Origin of the sequence: Virgibacillus senegalensis, from assembly GCF_000821245.2 — a bacterium.
Taxonomy (GTDB): domain Bacteria; phylum Bacillota; class Bacilli; order Bacillales; family Amphibacillaceae; genus Sediminibacillus; species Sediminibacillus senegalensis.
In genome coordinates this window covers 100,456-115,536 of record NZ_LN611422.1, presented here as the reverse complement: position 1 = coordinate 115,536, position 15,081 = coordinate 100,456, and the positions used below count along the sequence as shown (strand labels likewise).

The following is a 15,081-nucleotide window of genomic DNA, read 5'->3' as shown; positions in this document are numbered from 1 at the left end:
CTCCTGTTTAAAGCAGATTACTCTGCCAAGGACAGGTAATTGCTTCCGTTCATTTTATCTCCATTTATTATAACATCCTGGCCGTCCTTCCGCCCAATTACTTGAACATCGATTTGACCATAAGCCGGCACATAATCACCATTACGGTTAACGATCTCCACGTTAACAGCCGTTTTTGTCGAAACAATTTCCACCTCCAGCTCCAAGTAACTGCCATGCTGGTAAGCAAACGTTTCCCCATCATCATCGTAATAAGTAAAACGGTATCTTTCCTCATCTTCACCAGCATAGATATCCATCGATACCCGCTTCCACGATTTATCCTGGTTGGATGTCCATTCCGTCTGCATCACCGCTGTCCCTTTTTTGATAAACAACGGCAAATCCTCCAGCTCTGCATGGATTAAATACGTTTGTTTTCCTTGATACACCTTGCCGCTGGCTGCTTCGATCCACTCCCCTTCCGGCAGGTAAACAGCACGGTCCACTACTGCCGGTGCAAGGATCGGAGCAATAATAACGTTATCTCCAATCATGAATTGATCGTTAAGGTTATAGGTTTTCTCGTCATCCGGAAACTCCATAAACAATGGCCGCATTACTGGCAAGCCCTGCTTGCTGGCTTTAGCGAACAAAGAGTAAAACTGTGGCATCCAGCGGTAGCGCATCCGGATATATTCCTTTATGACTGCTTCATAGCGCTCCCCGAAACGCCACGGTTCCTGATACAAAAAGCCAATTGCCGAATGGTTGCGGAAGAATGGGGTAAATGCTCCTACCTGTGTCCAGCGGGCAAGTAGCTCTCCATTCGTATGATGGGCGAACCCTCCTACGTCCGGTCCGGTAAAAGCAACGCCCGATAGACCAAGATTCATCACCATCGGCAGCGACATTTGCAAATGTTCCCAAAAGCTGCGGTTATCCCCTGTCCAGACTGCTGCATAGCGTTGAATTCCTGCAAATCCCGCCCTGGTGAGCAGAAACGGGCGTCTTCCATTCAACTGGTCTTTTAAGCCTTCATAAGTCGCTTTGCCCATCAACAGTCCATAAAGATTATGAAGCTCACGGTGTGTAGCCGGACTGCCATCATTTCGGTGCATCACTTGCACATCCATCGTTTTTGTCTCATTGAATACAGCGGGCTCGTTCATATCATTCCAGATACCCTCGATACCGATATCCGTGTAAAACCGGTGTTTTTCTGCCCACCATGTACGTGACTCCTCATCGGTAAAATCAGGAAAAGCGCTCGTACCCGGCCAGACATCGCCAAAATAAATGTCCCCTTCGAGGTACTTGCAAAACAAGTCCTTATTGACGCCTTCCTGGTAAACCGGGTATTCGGGATCTTTCTTCACCCCTGGATCTACGATTGGGACCACCCGTACCCCCATCTCACGCAAGTCCTTTATCAACTGCTCCGGATTCGGAAAATTTTCTTCATCAAACGTGAAGACACGGTACCCGTTCATATAATGGATGTCGAGATGGACGACATCAAGCGGGATATCCCTGTCGATAAAATTTTGGACAATCGTACGCACTTCTTGCTCTGTCTGATAGCTGTACCGTGACTGATGATAACCAATCGCCCATTTTGGCGGAAGCGGCATTCTTCCTGTCAGGTACGTATACTGGTACACCACCTCTTTCGGGCCCGGACCAGCCATCACATAATAATCGAGCTCTCCTCCCTCTGCACGGTAAGCATAACGGTCTCCGAATGAACGCATGTCAAACCAGGAACGGTACGAATTATCAAAAAAGATGCCGTGGGCTTTCCCCTTTCTCAACGTCATAAAAAACGGAATCGATTCATACAACGGATCTGTTTCCGGATTGTGCGGCGCATATACGTCGGTATTCCACATCTCATAAACTTCGCCACGTTTATCGAGAAAGCCGGCTTTCTCTCCGAAACCGTAGAAATGATCTGCCACATCCATCTCCTTGAAGACAGCAATTTCGCCGGATTCCCGCCATGCCATGCCGTGCTCTCCCTCTGCAACTAGTTCCTTTCCTTCCTGGTCAAAAATGTTCATCCTAAAAGGAGACTTCGAAATCGACAGCCGCAGCTTGGCCGTGTGAAGTAAATGCAAATCTGAAGTGATTTCTTCCCGAACTTCCACATGCTTTGGTTCTGGTATGACGGACCGGGAACCCTTCATTTTCGGCGCTTCCTTTGGGTTCATCACGATTCGTACAATCGAATCCGTATAAAAACAGATGGCGATCCGCCCATTTTCACAGGTGAAATGATATGTATCATCCACCTTTTCCTGATCGATGACGCTGCCGATATCATGGTAGGCAGCCGCTTCATTCTGCTTTTCTGTCCCGGGATGAATCGCAAAACTAGTATCTTCTAACATATAATACCTCCTGTGCATCAAGTTGTTGGTATATCCTTTATTGTAACGTTTTCATACCAGATTCAAAGCAATCGGTTCACCATTATCACCCTTTGGTTCCCCCTGCCGTCAAACCAGAAATCAAGTACCGTTGCAAGTAGAGATAGACAGCAGCAATCGGCACGGCTACCAAGATAGATCCGGCTGCAAACCTGGTAAAGTTGTTGGCGAACTGGTCATTAATAAAGTTATAGAGTCCAACCGCCAGCGTATAGTTCTCCGCGCTCGACAACACAATCGACGGCAACAGAAAATCGAACAGCGGCATCATGAAGTTAAACAAGGCAACGACCGCCAGTATCGGTTTGGCGAGTGGCAGCATAATACTCCAAAAAACACGCAAATGCCCCGCGCCATCTATACGTGCTGCTTGATCCAATTCTCTCGGTATCGTATCAAAATAACCTTTGACTAGCCAGGCATTGAACGGAATCTGCCCGCCTAAATAAATGAGAATCAATCCTGTCAGCGTATCTAGCAATCCAATCATATTCAAGAAAATATATAAAGCTACCATTGCCATCATTACCGGAAACATTTGCAGCAGCAAAAAAACATACAAACCGTTTTTTCGACCGACGAATTGATAGCGGGAAAATGCATAGGCGACAAGAGAGGTAAATAGCACACTCCCGATGGCTGTAGCAGTGGACACCAATAAAGAGTTTTTGTACCAAAGCAGATAATCGCTTTCTGCACTAAACAGCCATTTATAATGATCCAACGAAAAATTCTCCGGAATGATAGAGGATGAATAGAGACTGTTTCCCTGGTTGAAGGAAATGCCGACCGTCCAAACGAGGGGATAAAAAATAATCAGTGCAACCACCAACAATACTATGTACATGGCCGCGACTTCGAGCCTCGATTTTTTCTTCTGATCCATCAAATTTCACCCTCTTCTTTAAATGATCTTGTTTTTCTGAATTGGTAAAAGGCAAAACAGGAAACGATCAATCCCATGATGATCGATATCACGGCTGCCATGCTGTAGTTATTGGTATCAAAGGTCAATTTATATACCCAGGAAATAAGGATGTCTGTGCCGCCGGCATTTTGGCCCCGTACTGGCGGTCCACCCTCGTTAAACAGGTAAATGATATTGAAATTGTTGAAGTTCTGCGCGTACTGCATGATCAGCAGCGGGGCGGTAGCGAACATCACATGGGGCAGGGTGATATGACGAAATTTCTGCAGACGTGAGCCCCCATCTACGTCAGCCGCCTCATACCAGTCCTTCGATATACTTTGCAGGACACCGGTGAACAGGGCAAAGATAAATGGAAATCCAAGCCATGTCTGAATCAGAATAATGGCAATCCGAGCATAGAATGGATCACTCAACCACGGAATGCCTCCTCCGCCGAATAACGGGATGATGATGTCCCTGTTAATAGCTCCAAAATCATCATTGAACATCGCAGAAAAAATTAAAATCGTTACAAAAGCCGGGACAGCCCAAGGTAAAATCAAAACCGTCCGAATCATTTTTTTGAATTTGATTCGCGGGTCATTCACAATCAGTGCAAGAAACAGTCCCAACGCAATTTGTAAGGACGTGGCGACAACTGTCCAGACGATTGTCCAGGAAAACACACTAAGGAACGTATCCTGCCATATCGGAACAGTGACCAGATTGACGAAGTTATCAAACCCTACCCAATCAACCAAATTACGGGGCGGTGAATTGTAAAGATTGTAGTTGGTAAACGCCAGCAGTACCGAAAAGAGTAATGGAAAAATGACAACAAAGACCATCAGCAGCAGGCCGGGAAAGGTCATTAAATACGGAAATGCATACTCATAAAATGCGCTGATTATATCCTTGAAAGGTGCAGGCTTCCATCCTTTCTGAATCTTACGAGCCTGGTTTCTGGCGTCCAATACATTGAAAACATACAGAGTCCCCGCAAAGAAAACTCCGATTAAAGAGAGTACGCCAAATACCAGCAGCCGAATCGAGTGGTCGGTTCCCGGAATCGTACCAAGTGTGCGCAACCCCCATAATCCGAAATTAATGGATTCCAACATCGTTACCAAAAAGGCAATTTCGATGATAATAAAACTTATTCCTTTTACATAACGCCTGTTATACAATTGTCCAAGTCCTGCGAACAATATCGATAACAATACAGCAATCGCCGGGTTATGTTTTCTGTCCGGTTTTCTGTCTGTACCTTTCCTGTCTTCTTGTTGATGAGCAGGCAATGCCATGGAATTCACCCCTTTAAATTAGCTGCTTCATAAAAGATAATGGGAAGAAGCTCTTCCCATTATCGTGAATTACTATTGACCGGATGCTTCGATGTTTGCCTTTATTTGCTCCACTGCTTCATCAAGTACAGGCTGGACATCTTCCCCATCGGCTAGGAATTGCAATGCATTGTTCATCGGTTCCCAAACCTGAGCCATCTGTGGCGTACTTGGCATAGGGACGCCATGTTTGATTTGTTCGGCAAAAGCAGCATGAATCGGGTCTTCCAGTCCTTCCAACGCCTCCGTATTCGGCGGAAGTTCACCTGCTAGTTCATAATAATGCTGCAAGTTCTCTTTGTTGGTTAAAAATAACGCAAGGTCCGTTGCCCAATCCTTGTTTTCAGAGTAGTAAGAAACCATCCATGATTTGACGCCTACAAGTGTCTCCCCCGGTTCCCCATTGAGGGAAGGGAACGGTGCGAATGCAAGCTTGTCACCTAACGCATCTCTATAGCCAGGAATGGCCCATGGTCCGTTAATGACTGCTCCAACCTTTCCTTCCGTAAACAATCCGTCGATGACGTCAGAGGTAGTGGAAGCTGGTATTTTTCCCTGTCCGAAGAACGATTGATACACTTCTCCTCCTTCGACAGCCCCCTCATTGTTCAGACCAATATCGGTTATATCGTATTCACCAGAATCCCCGCCGAAAATATAAGCGCCAAAGTTCTTGAAGAATGGATAGGCGAAATAAAGATCGTTCGGCTTCATCAAAAATCCGTATTGTTCTTCATCCGGATTAGTATATTCCTCGATTACAGCCTGCAAGTCTTCGATTGTTTCCGGTGCTTCCGAGACAATATCGGTATTGTAGAAAATGCCATACGTTTCAAACACCATTGGTGTACCATACCAGTCGGTTTGACCGTCGTAGTTGTACGAGACAGCCTCCATAGCCGCTTCACTGTACCCGCTAATTTGTTCTTGCGACAAATCAAGCGGTTCGGCAAGCCCCTGGGCAACGATATTGCCTATCCGATCATGCGGCTGGAAAAACAAATCAGGTCCTTTCCCTTCCGGACCTGCAAGCGATAGCTCCTGCTCTTGATCCAGCATGGACTTTGCCACTACATTCACTTTGATTCCTTCCTGTTCTTCATAATCTGCAGCAATATCTTCAATCGCTTCCAGCTGTGCTTCTTCGTCATTTGCCCAAATCGTCAATTCCTCCGGTTTTTCGGCTGTATTTTGGTCACCACTCTCTCCTCCAGCCGGTTCTTCCCGTTCTGGTGCACATGCTGCCAGCAGAAAACATAAAACTGTTAAGCCCACTATACGGAACCACACTCTTTGTTTTTTAATCATTTTTTCTCCCCTTTTCTTATTTTTGCGCAAACGTTTGCACTAGATTAGTTACATTCTACATTTCCCTTTTCGATTGTGCAACCGTTTTCACAAAAGTTTTCGATTTTTTGTGAATCTTTTCTTTAGCGTTTTGTTTTCCCAAAAGATCCCTTTTGAATTGTCCCTTTTCAAGAAAACCTGTTTTCTTAACACAAAACTTTTTACGCGAAAATGGATTGACTTATAAAAACGCTTTCTTTATATTATGAATAAATGACTGACTAATTTGAGGGCAATGCCTGGCTCCGGCCACAACCCCGTTTTCCTAATCGGAAAGCGGGTTTTTTTATGGCATCCCTCGGAATCCATCCATCTGGAAAGGGGTTTAAAGTATGTTCAAAGAAGCAATTTATCACCGGCCGAAAGACAACTTTGCCTATGCGTATGACGAAGAAACACTGCACATCTGCCTTCAGACAAAGAAAGACGATATCCACCGTGTTTCGCTTATTTACGGGGATCCCTATGATTGGAAGCGGGACAAGTGGCAATCGCAGCGTAAACCGATGAAAAAATCCGGATCCACCGAATTACATGATTATTGGTTTGTGGAAATTAAACCGCCCTTCCAACGGCTGCGCTATGCTTTTTGCTGCGAATCAGAGACGGAAACCTGCTATTTTAGCGAGGGTGGATTTTTCGACTACCAGCCGGCTGATATTGCTAATTACTTTTGTTTTCCTTATCTGCATTCGATTGATTCATTTACAGCGCCTGCCTGGGTAAAGGATACAGTCTGGTATCAAATTTTTCCGGAGCGGTTCGCAAATGGAGATCCGGCATTAAATCCACCTGGCACGCTTGATTGGGGAAGTGCCGACCCAACGCCCGAAAACTTCTTCGGTGGCGATTTCCAAGGAGTCATGGACCATCTCGATTACCTGGAGGAACTAGGCATCACCGGTATTTACTTCACACCAATTTTCAAAGCCTATTCCAATCATAAATACGACACCATTGACTACATGGAAATCGATCCCCAATTCGGAGATAAACAAACCTTCCGGCGACTCGTGGAAGCCTGTCACAACCGAGGCATCCGGGTAATGCTCGATGCGGTTTTCAATCATAGCGGATATTACTTTCCTCCGTTTCAGGAGGTTCTAACCGAGCAGGAAAAATCGCGGTACAAAGACTGGTTTCATTTGCGGGAATTTCCTGTCACCACAGGAAAGGAGCCCAATTATGCCACATTTGGCTTTGTCAGCTCTATGCCCAAGTTAAATACGGAAAACCCTGAAGTGAAAAATTATCTGCTAAAAGCAGCCAAATACTGGATTGAAGAATTTGATATAGACGGCTGGCGTCTCGATGTGGCCAATGAAGTCGACCACAGCTTTTGGAGAGAGTTCCGGCAGGCTGTAAAAAGTGTAAAACCGGACGCCTATATATTGGGGGAAATATGGCATGATTCCATGCCGTGGCTCCGAGGAGATCAGTTTGACGCTGTCATGAATTATCCATTTACCAATAGTGCCGTCGACTTTTTCGCCAAACAGAAAATCACGGCCTCTGAATTCGCCAATGCCATCACCAAGGTGCTGCATATGTATCCGGCAAGTGTGAACGAAACAGCTTTCAATCTACTCGGAAGCCACGATACACCGCGAATCGCGACGCTTGCAGGCGGCGATAAAAACAAAGTCAAATTGCTGTACTTATTCCAACTGTCCTTTGTCGGAACGCCTTGTCTTTACTATGGAGACGAAATCGGCATGGCCGGAGGACAGGATCCCGGGTGCCGATCCTGTATGGAATGGGAAACAGACAACCAGGATCGTGAACTGTTTACCTTTGTCCAATTGTTGATACATCTAAGGAAAAACGAACCGCTTTTCGGAAACCAATCAGGATTTCGTTTTATCGCCAAGGACGAGAATCAGCATCTTATTTATGAAAAATCCGGCAAAACGGGACGTCTCGTATTTGCCCTCAACAACAGTTCAAAATCTGCAGCAATCCAAGACTGCACCTTTCTGAACGAAGGTTCTTGGCTTGAATGGCATTTCACCACAGAAAGCGTAAAAAAGGAGCCGTTAAATGGAATGAATGTGATTGATTTGCCACCATTCGGTTTCCGTATATTCGAACAATGAAAATATAACAGGCGCTTCCGAAAGACTCGGAAACGCCTGTTATTGTTTTTCCAGAAAAGCCAGTGCCAGCCAATAAAGGGCAGCGTCCTGAAACTTCCTGGGGTCAAATCCCGTTAGTTGCTCCATTTTTTTCAGACGGTATTGCAATGTGTTCTTATGGATGAACAACGCCTCGCTGGCAGCGGTGATGCTTTGATCATGTTCGAGGAATACGTGGACAGATTCGACGAGCTGACGGTGCTTTTTTTCATAAAATACAGCAAAAAACCGCTCGATAAAATCTTTTTTTACCGGTTCTGGTATCTGGTAGACAATCGATTCAATACCCAAATCGTGAAACACCACAACAGACTGTTGTTTTTGTTCGGCAAAAAACAATGCCTGTTCCGCCTCTTTGAACGATTCGACTGCTCCTTCCATACCACGCTGCTTTCTGCCGATTCCGCAATGAATCCCGACTTGATTGCTGCAAAGCCGCCTGAGACATTCCTTCACCTGGTCCGGCAAGGCGTTCGACGGTTTCTGTTTCAGCAATATAAACTGGCTGGACTGCCATAGTACGAGAATATCCTGCCGGCCGATTCCGATCATGTCGCCGACTTCCTTCATGACGGAGCGCAAGCGTTCCTGTCTGGTCAGCTCTGAATCATGCTGATCTTTTTCATGCACGACCTCAAATAGCAAGACCTGCCTCGATACCCCCATGGCAATTTGCAAGGTTTTGCCTCGCAGCTGAAAGTCGCTCCGGTCTGTCCATTGCTCGTGCAGCCATTCATGAACGAAGCGTTCCTTCACGCTTTTTTCCAGCTCAAGCTCCTGGCTGACATAAGCTTCCTTTACCATTACTTCGGTCATTTTATGGATAATCTTGGCATAATCACTGATTTCATCGGGATTCCCGGTAATTCCGATGACACCGATCAGTTCATCTTTGAAAAAAATTGGCATATTCATTCCCGCCTTGGAACCCTGATGGCTTTGATCCGAGTAAATCGGAACCGGCTTTCCTTCCTGAATCACCTTCAAAGCTCCTTCATGAAAGCTCCCACTTCGCTCAGTATCCTTGCTGGCAATAATTATGCCAGTTTCGTCCATGATATTAATATTACGCTCAATAATTTTTTCCATTTCCAGTACGATTTGTTGTGCAATTGCTTCTGATAAAAGTGCCATTTTCATCCCACCTATGTTGTTTTTGAAACACAGGAAGGACTGCCTGAGGCAGTCCTTATTTGCTGGAAGCCATGATTGCTTCCAGCAATGCATCCTTTATTCCTAAATCGATTTTTCCATTTGCGGCGTCTACTGCCAGAATATCGATTTTATCCCCCTGCAAGTAGCCGATCCAATACGGCACATACAATATTGCTGTATCGATAATGTCCACCGCTATGTCCTTGCGTTTCTTTTCCCGTGAAAAGGCCTCCCAGTAAATTTCCTTCCGGGCCACCTCGGGAACCGGTTCGCCGTTTGGCGGGAGCAGAGACGTCGCTTCCTCTGCCGGACGATATGTTGCCGATTCCGGCAGAATGGCCGTATGATGCTGATACGTCTCTACCGCAACTTTACCCTTGATCGGATCCTTCATCTGTTTGCTCTGATATTGATAAGTAAAGCACCAGTAAGGCAGATGAACCAGCTCAATGGAGGTAAGCTGACGACCCGAGCGAAACAAGCGCTGCCATTTAGCAATCAAGTTGTTCTGATGCTGTTTGATAGATCGCACCGCTTCCCTCTGGTCAACGACCTGCTGCAAAACATAGCTTTTCATTCGTTCTCACCTACATCGTTGTTGTTTGGATGATATACAAAATGAGCAAGGTGACGAAGAAGTAGCCGATTAAGATGTACGGCCATTTTTTCATCGATTTTTCCTCTTCGATTTCTTTTACTTTATCTGCTTCCGACTGGCGCCGTTTCAGCTCTTCCTGGACAGGCTCCGTATCGCCGAAAACTAAGCCGGCAAGCTTCTCTCTTTCCGGCGCCCCGCCAATCAGACTGACGACGTAGCCGACAGCAACAGCGACGACTGCCCCGACGACATTATTATATAAAAACGAGATATCCGCGAAAGTAACCACTGCCCAAACAGCGAGCATTCCTGCGATTACACCGGCGAAAGCTCCCGTTCCATTCGCCCGTCTGAAGAAAATGGCAAGAATGAATACACCAAGCAGAGCGCCATAGAAGTAGGAACCAATTTGGTTAACGACTTCGATGACCGGACCGAGATTACCGGCAAAGAAGGCAAATACTGTAGCATAGAGTCCCCAAAAGATAGTTGCCCAGCGTGAAGCCTTTAAATAATGGCCTTCTGACGCATCCTTTTTAAAGTATTTTGCATAAAAGTCACGTATCGATACAGCTGACAAAGAATTCAATGCTGAATCCAAACTCGACATCGCAGCCGCAAAAACACCTGCAATGATCAATCCGGTAATCCCGACAGGCAGATTGTTAACCACAAACAGCGGGAACAACTCGTTCAAGTTGTCGACCCCTGGGCTGCCAGTTTGGGAATAGAACGCATAGAGCATAATTCCGATTACGAGGAACAACATCATTTGCGGGAAGATGAATATTCCACTGACAAGTAGCGACATTTTACTTTCTTTGATCGATTTACTCGTCAACACCCGCTGGATTTGGCTCTGGTCTGTTCCAAAATAAGCAGCATGCATGAAGAAACCGCCAATGACCCCTGCCCAAATACTGTATTCAACAGACAAGTCGAATCGGAAGTCGAGCGACTGGAGCAATCCTGCTTCCGCGCCGAGATCCATGGCACCGGAAAAACCGTCTGGAAGCGTCGTGACAATTTTAGTGATAGCCAACGCTGCACCCAACCACAAGACAAACATTTGAATAACATCCGTCCAGATAACCGCGGAAATCCCGCCAAGCACGGTATAAGCAACCGCAATGATTGCCATGATGATAATCGTAACGTTTACATCCCAGCCAGTTACAACAGACAAGACAAGTGCAGGCGCGTACAGGACAACCCCTGTCGCCAAACCGCGCGCGATCAGGAACAAGCCTGCAGTCAACGACCTTGTTTTCGCGTCAAATCGTCTTTCCAAATATTCATAAGCCGTATATACTTCCGTCCGGTAAAAGAACGGTACAATTGTCACCATCAAAAACGCCATAACCAATGGTACGTTGATATAGGTATTGATCCGCTCCAGACCACCGGAATATCCCCAGCCCGGCGCGCCGATAAACGTAATCGCACTGGCCTGTGTAGCCATCACCGATAGGCCGATTGCCCACCAGGGAATACTCCGTCCACCTAAAAAGTAGTCTTTTGTGGATTTTTGATTTTTGCCGAAAAAGGCGCCGAAACAGGCAATGCCCAATACGTACACAATCAATACGACAAAATCTATCGTGGTAAAATTATTCATGTTGTTTCCCCTCCCAAACTCCCGTTATGCAATAAAATTAACTGTATTGTCCGCTTTGCGGCCTTATATAATAACGTTTCTCCCTTTATCATCGCCTCTTGCAGCGTCATTGGCTGATCGATAATCGGCACGACGGCCGATAACCCTTCCTCCTGCAAGCGCTCGAGCCCATCGCCGATCATGCCGGCGAAAGCCACTGCCGGAACATTGTTTCTCCTCGCGGCACGGGCAACCCCTACAGGGACTTTGCCAAACAATGATTGGCCATCGACTTTTCCTTCTCCGGTAAACACGATGCCCGCTCCGTTCAAATGATCCTCCAGTCTGCTTAATTCGACCATCAGATCCAAACCACTGCGAAACTCGACTGTCAGCAGGGAATGCAGCAAAAAGCCAATTCCACCCGCTGCTCCGCTGCCAGGCTCATCTACCATGTTGCGCTGTACGGTCTTGGCAGTAACGGCAGCAAAGGAGGCCATTCCCGCTTCAAAGGAATCCACCTGCTCAGGAGCTACCCCTTTTTGCGGCCCGAAGATGGCCACTGCTCCATTTTTGCCTAGCAAGGGATTCGTCACATCGGATGCTACGATGATATGGACTTGGTTCAACCTCGGTTCAAGCAGACTGGTATCCACCTTCGCGATCCGGTGGAGCCTTCCTCCGGCCCGTTCGATTTTATCGCCATTTTCATCGTAGACCCGTAAACCCAGCGCTTGGAATAAGCCGACACCGCCATCAACCGTTGCACTGCCGCCCAGTCCAAGAATGATCGTTTTCGCGCCTTTATCCAAAGCATCCCGGATCAGCTGACCGGTTCCATAGCTGGATGCCAAATATGGGTCCAGCTCCTTCTCTTTCAGAAGTGGCAGCCCGGAAGCTGCAGCGGTCTCAATGACAGCTGTCCTGTCTTCCTTTATCCAGCCGTAGCTCGCCGATATGTTCCTGCCCAGTGGATCTTCCACCTGGCAGGTTATTTCGGTTCCACCTCTGCTCAATAGCACAGCATCGACCGTACCTTCTCCTCCATCGGCCATCGGCAGCTTGATTATTTCCGCATGCTCGTCCATTTCCTCAATAGCCCGGCCGATTGCATTGGCTGCCTCCGTACTCGTTATCGATCCTTTAAAAGAATCCGGAGCTATGATGTACTTCATTCCAATTCCCCCTATACCTTCAGCCAGATAATCTGATAAGGCTTCAAGGCAAGCGACAGTTCACCAGTATCCGCTTGATACGTATCGCCTGAAACAAGATCACGTGCTGTCTTGCTTCCCATATCGAACGTCAGGCTTTGTTCCTGTTCGGATACATTGATCAACACAAACACTCTTTCTTCCGGGTTGTCTTTGTTCGTACGGACGATGGAAAAAACATGGTCGTTCAACTTTAATACCTGCTGCGGGCTGTTTGGATGGAATGCCCGTTCAGCGGTTCGTATTTTGATCAATTTCTTCAGGTTTGCCAGTACTTGGCTGCGGATCGATGATGGATCGGCAAGTTCCTGTTCCAGCTTTTTGCGGTCAAGCTTTTCCCGGTTGATCGAACGGTAACGGCCCGTTTCTTCAACCCCTTCCTGGTAATTCTGTGAACCTAGCATACTGTGAATATAGATGCCAGGGACTCCTGTTACCGAAAGCAATACCGATTGTGCAGCAATGAAACGCTTCACTTTCCATTCCTGCTCATCTTCAGGGTCTGACAATGCATCAAAGTAATTGATATTCAATTCATACGGACTTTTTGTCCCATCACCGTTATCTTTGTAGGAAACATACCCGCCGTGATCCTGGACTGCATTGATCATGTTTTCCACTTCACTGTCTGACAGAATTCCCTCTACGGGACGGACGCCGATGCCGTCATGAGATGCCAGGAAATTAAAAAAGGTTGTTTCTTCCGTTGTTCCTTCCAGGCTGTCTGCCCAGTCTGCAAGGTGTCCTGCATCACCGGTCAAAAAGGTGTGCAGCGTCAGCGGCGGAAGCGGGAACTGGTACACCATGCGCGCTTCGTTATAACCGTTACCAAAATAGCTGATATTGTCCTTATGCGGCACGTTCGTTTCCGTAATAAGGATGGTATCAGGAGCAATGGCGTCCACGATGTCACGGAAAACCTGAATCATTTGATGGGTCTGTTCCAAGTGGATGCAGCTTGTGCCCATCTCTTTCCATAAAAACCCGATCGCATCCAGGCGGATCAATTTCGCTCCCTTGCTGATATAGAACAACAACAATTCGATGATTTTCAGGACAAGGTCTGGATTTTGGTAATTCAGATCAATCTGATCCTCGCTAAAGGTTGTCCAAATATACTTTGGTCCGTTAGCGGTTTCAAACTTCGTCAACAACGGCAGTGCCCTCGGACGGGTAACCTTGCTGTAATCGCCGTCCGGATCAGCTTCAATGAAAAATTGCTGATAATCCGGGTTCCCATTCAAGTATCCCTGGAACCATTCGCTTTTGGCCGAAATGTGGTTGATTACCGCGTCAAACATCAACTCGTAATCATCCGAAAGCCTTTCCACATCTTCCCAGCTGCCCACTTCCGGATTGACGGCAAAGTAATCGATTACAGAAAAGCCATCATCTGAACTATAAGGATAGAAAGGCAGCACATGTACACCGGTCAACGCATCCTTCACATGGCCGTTCAAAAATTCATGAAGGCTTTGCAGAGGAGCTCTCCCCTCTTCTTTGATTGTATCGCCGTAAGTGATCAAAATGGTATCTTTTTCAGAGACAAAGTCTTGTTTTTGATTTTGGGCCGGAATGTTCGTCTTATACTCATCCAGCAAGCGTTCTATATTAGTCATTATATATGCTGCATCACGTTGCGCATAAATAAATTGCAGTTTTTCTTCCATGGCGTAAAGCGCTTTCTTGTCTATATCCATGATGTCGCCTCCTCCAGCTTTGATTTCTACATTCTATCAAACCAAAAAACCGCTTTCAATGTTATCTATAACAAAATATAAGTAACTATTATCTCTCTTTTTGTTTCACAAACCAATAAAGCAAAAAAACCTCCCTGCTGAGCAAGAGGCCACTGAAAAAGTCCTTTCTAATCTAGAAGAGATTTTAAAGTTTGTTGTTGATTCCGCGAATCGCTTGTTGGTGGATGCTTGCCGCGGGCACGGCCTCAGCTAACTTGGTCAAGAAGATCACTTAATCAAGTGGATCTTCGTTCGCGCTGTTCCCGCAGGCGTCACCACCGAACGCTCATCGTAGAATCAACAGAGGGTAAACGAAAAACGAGCTTTGGTTCCTTCTCAATGACTTCGACAAGACGTTCCGAATAGTCCAGCTCAACTTCAAGCGTATCTTCGGTTGGTTTCTCAGAAAATTTTTTTTCATGGATTCATCGATAGAATAAATCATTTTACGGACGTTCTTGGAACGGCTACGCAATACTTCTTGAGGGGATGTTTGATTGTATCGAGCCTTGGTGTGTGTCGCATCAAGGATGAGAGACTTCGATTGAATCACGCCTTTCTCAAGAGCGATCTCTACGGTTTTTCCCATCAGGAGATCTAAAAGGTTGATGTCTTTCAGACGTTTACGACGG

10 protein-coding genes and 1 pseudogene are annotated in these 15,081 nt (G+C 46.4%); 1 reads left to right on the top strand and 10 read right to left on the bottom strand.

The genetic code is table 11. The features are described from left to right. Positions 1 to 17: 17 nt before the first annotated feature. The 4 genes from BN1067_RS00935 to BN1067_RS00920 all read right to left on the bottom strand — a co-directional run bounded on the left by BN1067_RS00935 (position 18) and on the right by BN1067_RS00920 (position 5,969). A complete protein-coding gene (locus tag BN1067_RS00935) occupies positions 18 to 2,372 on the bottom strand; it encodes a glycoside hydrolase family 31 protein (RefSeq protein ID WP_053217064.1) in 2,355 nt (784 codons plus the stop codon). 85 nt (positions 2,373 to 2,457) lie between these two features. After that, positions 2,458 to 3,297 carry a sugar ABC transporter permease gene (locus tag BN1067_RS00930; RefSeq protein WP_053217063.1) on the bottom strand — a complete coding sequence of 280 codons (840 nt, stop codon included), beginning with the start codon at positions 3,295 to 3,297 and terminating at the stop codon, positions 2,458 to 2,460. Beyond that, positions 3,297 to 4,625, bottom strand: a complete 1,329-nt coding sequence (locus tag BN1067_RS00925) for a carbohydrate ABC transporter permease (RefSeq protein ID WP_053217062.1) — start codon at positions 4,623 to 4,625, stop codon at positions 3,297 to 3,299. Before BN1067_RS00925 ends, BN1067_RS00930 begins: the two co-directional genes overlap by 1 nt. 72 nt (positions 4,626 to 4,697) lie before the next feature. After that, on the bottom strand, positions 4,698 to 5,969 hold the full coding sequence (locus tag BN1067_RS00920; protein WP_407701341.1) for a sugar ABC transporter substrate-binding protein: 1,272 nt from the start codon (positions 5,967 to 5,969) through the stop codon (positions 4,698 to 4,700). Positions 5,970 to 6,343: 374 nt separating this feature from the next. Here BN1067_RS00920 and BN1067_RS00915 point away from each other — a divergent pair, with 374 nt between their 5' ends. Then, positions 6,344 to 8,107 (top strand): glycoside hydrolase family 13 protein, encoded by a 1,764-nt coding sequence (locus tag BN1067_RS00915; RefSeq protein ID WP_053217060.1) that lies wholly within the window; start codon positions 6,344 to 6,346, stop codon positions 8,105 to 8,107. Positions 8,108 to 8,146: 39 nt separating this feature from the next. Here BN1067_RS00915 and BN1067_RS00910 read toward each other — a convergent pair whose 3' ends face one another. The 6 genes and pseudogenes from BN1067_RS00910 to BN1067_RS19675 form a co-directional block, all read right to left on the bottom strand. Continuing rightward, positions 8,147 to 9,280, bottom strand: a complete 1,134-nt coding sequence (locus tag BN1067_RS00910) for a CdaR family transcriptional regulator (RefSeq protein WP_053217059.1) — start codon at positions 9,278 to 9,280, stop codon at positions 8,147 to 8,149. Positions 9,281 to 9,335: 55 nt separating this feature from the next. Beyond that, positions 9,336 to 9,878 (bottom strand): hypothetical protein, encoded by a 543-nt coding sequence (locus BN1067_RS00905; RefSeq protein ID WP_053217058.1) that lies wholly within the window; start codon positions 9,876 to 9,878, stop codon positions 9,336 to 9,338. A 10-nt stretch (positions 9,879 to 9,888) separates the two neighbouring features. Beyond that, positions 9,889 to 11,517 carry a sodium:solute symporter gene (locus BN1067_RS00900; RefSeq protein ID WP_053217057.1) on the bottom strand — a complete coding sequence of 543 codons (1,629 nt, stop codon included), beginning with the start codon at positions 11,515 to 11,517 and terminating at the stop codon, positions 9,889 to 9,891. Beyond that, positions 11,514 to 12,671 carry a glycerate kinase gene (locus tag BN1067_RS00895; RefSeq protein WP_110943236.1) on the bottom strand — a complete coding sequence of 386 codons (1,158 nt, stop codon included), beginning with the start codon at positions 12,669 to 12,671 and terminating at the stop codon, positions 11,514 to 11,516. The genes BN1067_RS00900 and BN1067_RS00895 overlap by 4 nt, the downstream gene beginning before the upstream one ends. Positions 12,672 to 12,682: 11 nt before the next feature. Then, the gene (locus BN1067_RS00890) at positions 12,683 to 14,410 is read right to left on the bottom strand and encodes an alpha-amylase family glycosyl hydrolase (protein WP_053217055.1); all 1,728 of its coding nucleotides are present in this window, start codon (positions 14,408 to 14,410) and stop codon (positions 12,683 to 12,685) included. A gap of 356 nt (positions 14,411 to 14,766) precedes the next feature. Next, a pseudogene (locus BN1067_RS19675) lies at positions 14,767 to 15,081 on the bottom strand (IS5/IS1182 family transposase); the annotation flags it as partial.

Coding starts and splice junctions, on each gene's coding strand:
- BN1067_RS00935 (WP_053217064.1), bottom strand. CDS start 2,372: ATGTTAGAAGATACTAGTTTTGCGATTCATCCCGGGACAGAAAAGCAG.
- BN1067_RS00910 (WP_053217059.1), bottom strand. CDS start 9,280: ATGGCACTTTTATCAGAAGCAATTGCACAACAAATCGTACTGGAAATG.
- BN1067_RS00900 (WP_053217057.1), bottom strand. CDS start 11,517: ATGAATAATTTTACCACGATAGATTTTGTCGTATTGATTGTGTACGTA.
- BN1067_RS00925 (WP_053217062.1), bottom strand. CDS start 4,625: ATGGCATTGCCTGCTCATCAACAAGAAGACAGGAAAGGTACAGACAGA.
- BN1067_RS00895 (WP_110943236.1), bottom strand. CDS start 12,671: ATGAAGTACATCATAGCTCCGGATTCTTTTAAAGGATCGATAACGAGT.
- BN1067_RS00905 (WP_053217058.1), bottom strand. CDS start 9,878: ATGAAAAGCTATGTTTTGCAGCAGGTCGTTGACCAGAGGGAAGCGGTG.
- BN1067_RS00890 (WP_053217055.1), bottom strand. CDS start 14,410: ATGGATATAGACAAGAAAGCGCTTTACGCCATGGAAGAAAAACTGCAA.
- BN1067_RS00915 (WP_053217060.1), top strand. CDS start 6,344: ATGTTCAAAGAAGCAATTTATCACCGGCCGAAAGACAACTTTGCCTAT.
- BN1067_RS00930 (WP_053217063.1), bottom strand. CDS start 3,297: ATGGATCAGAAGAAAAAATCGAGGCTCGAAGTCGCGGCCATGTACATA.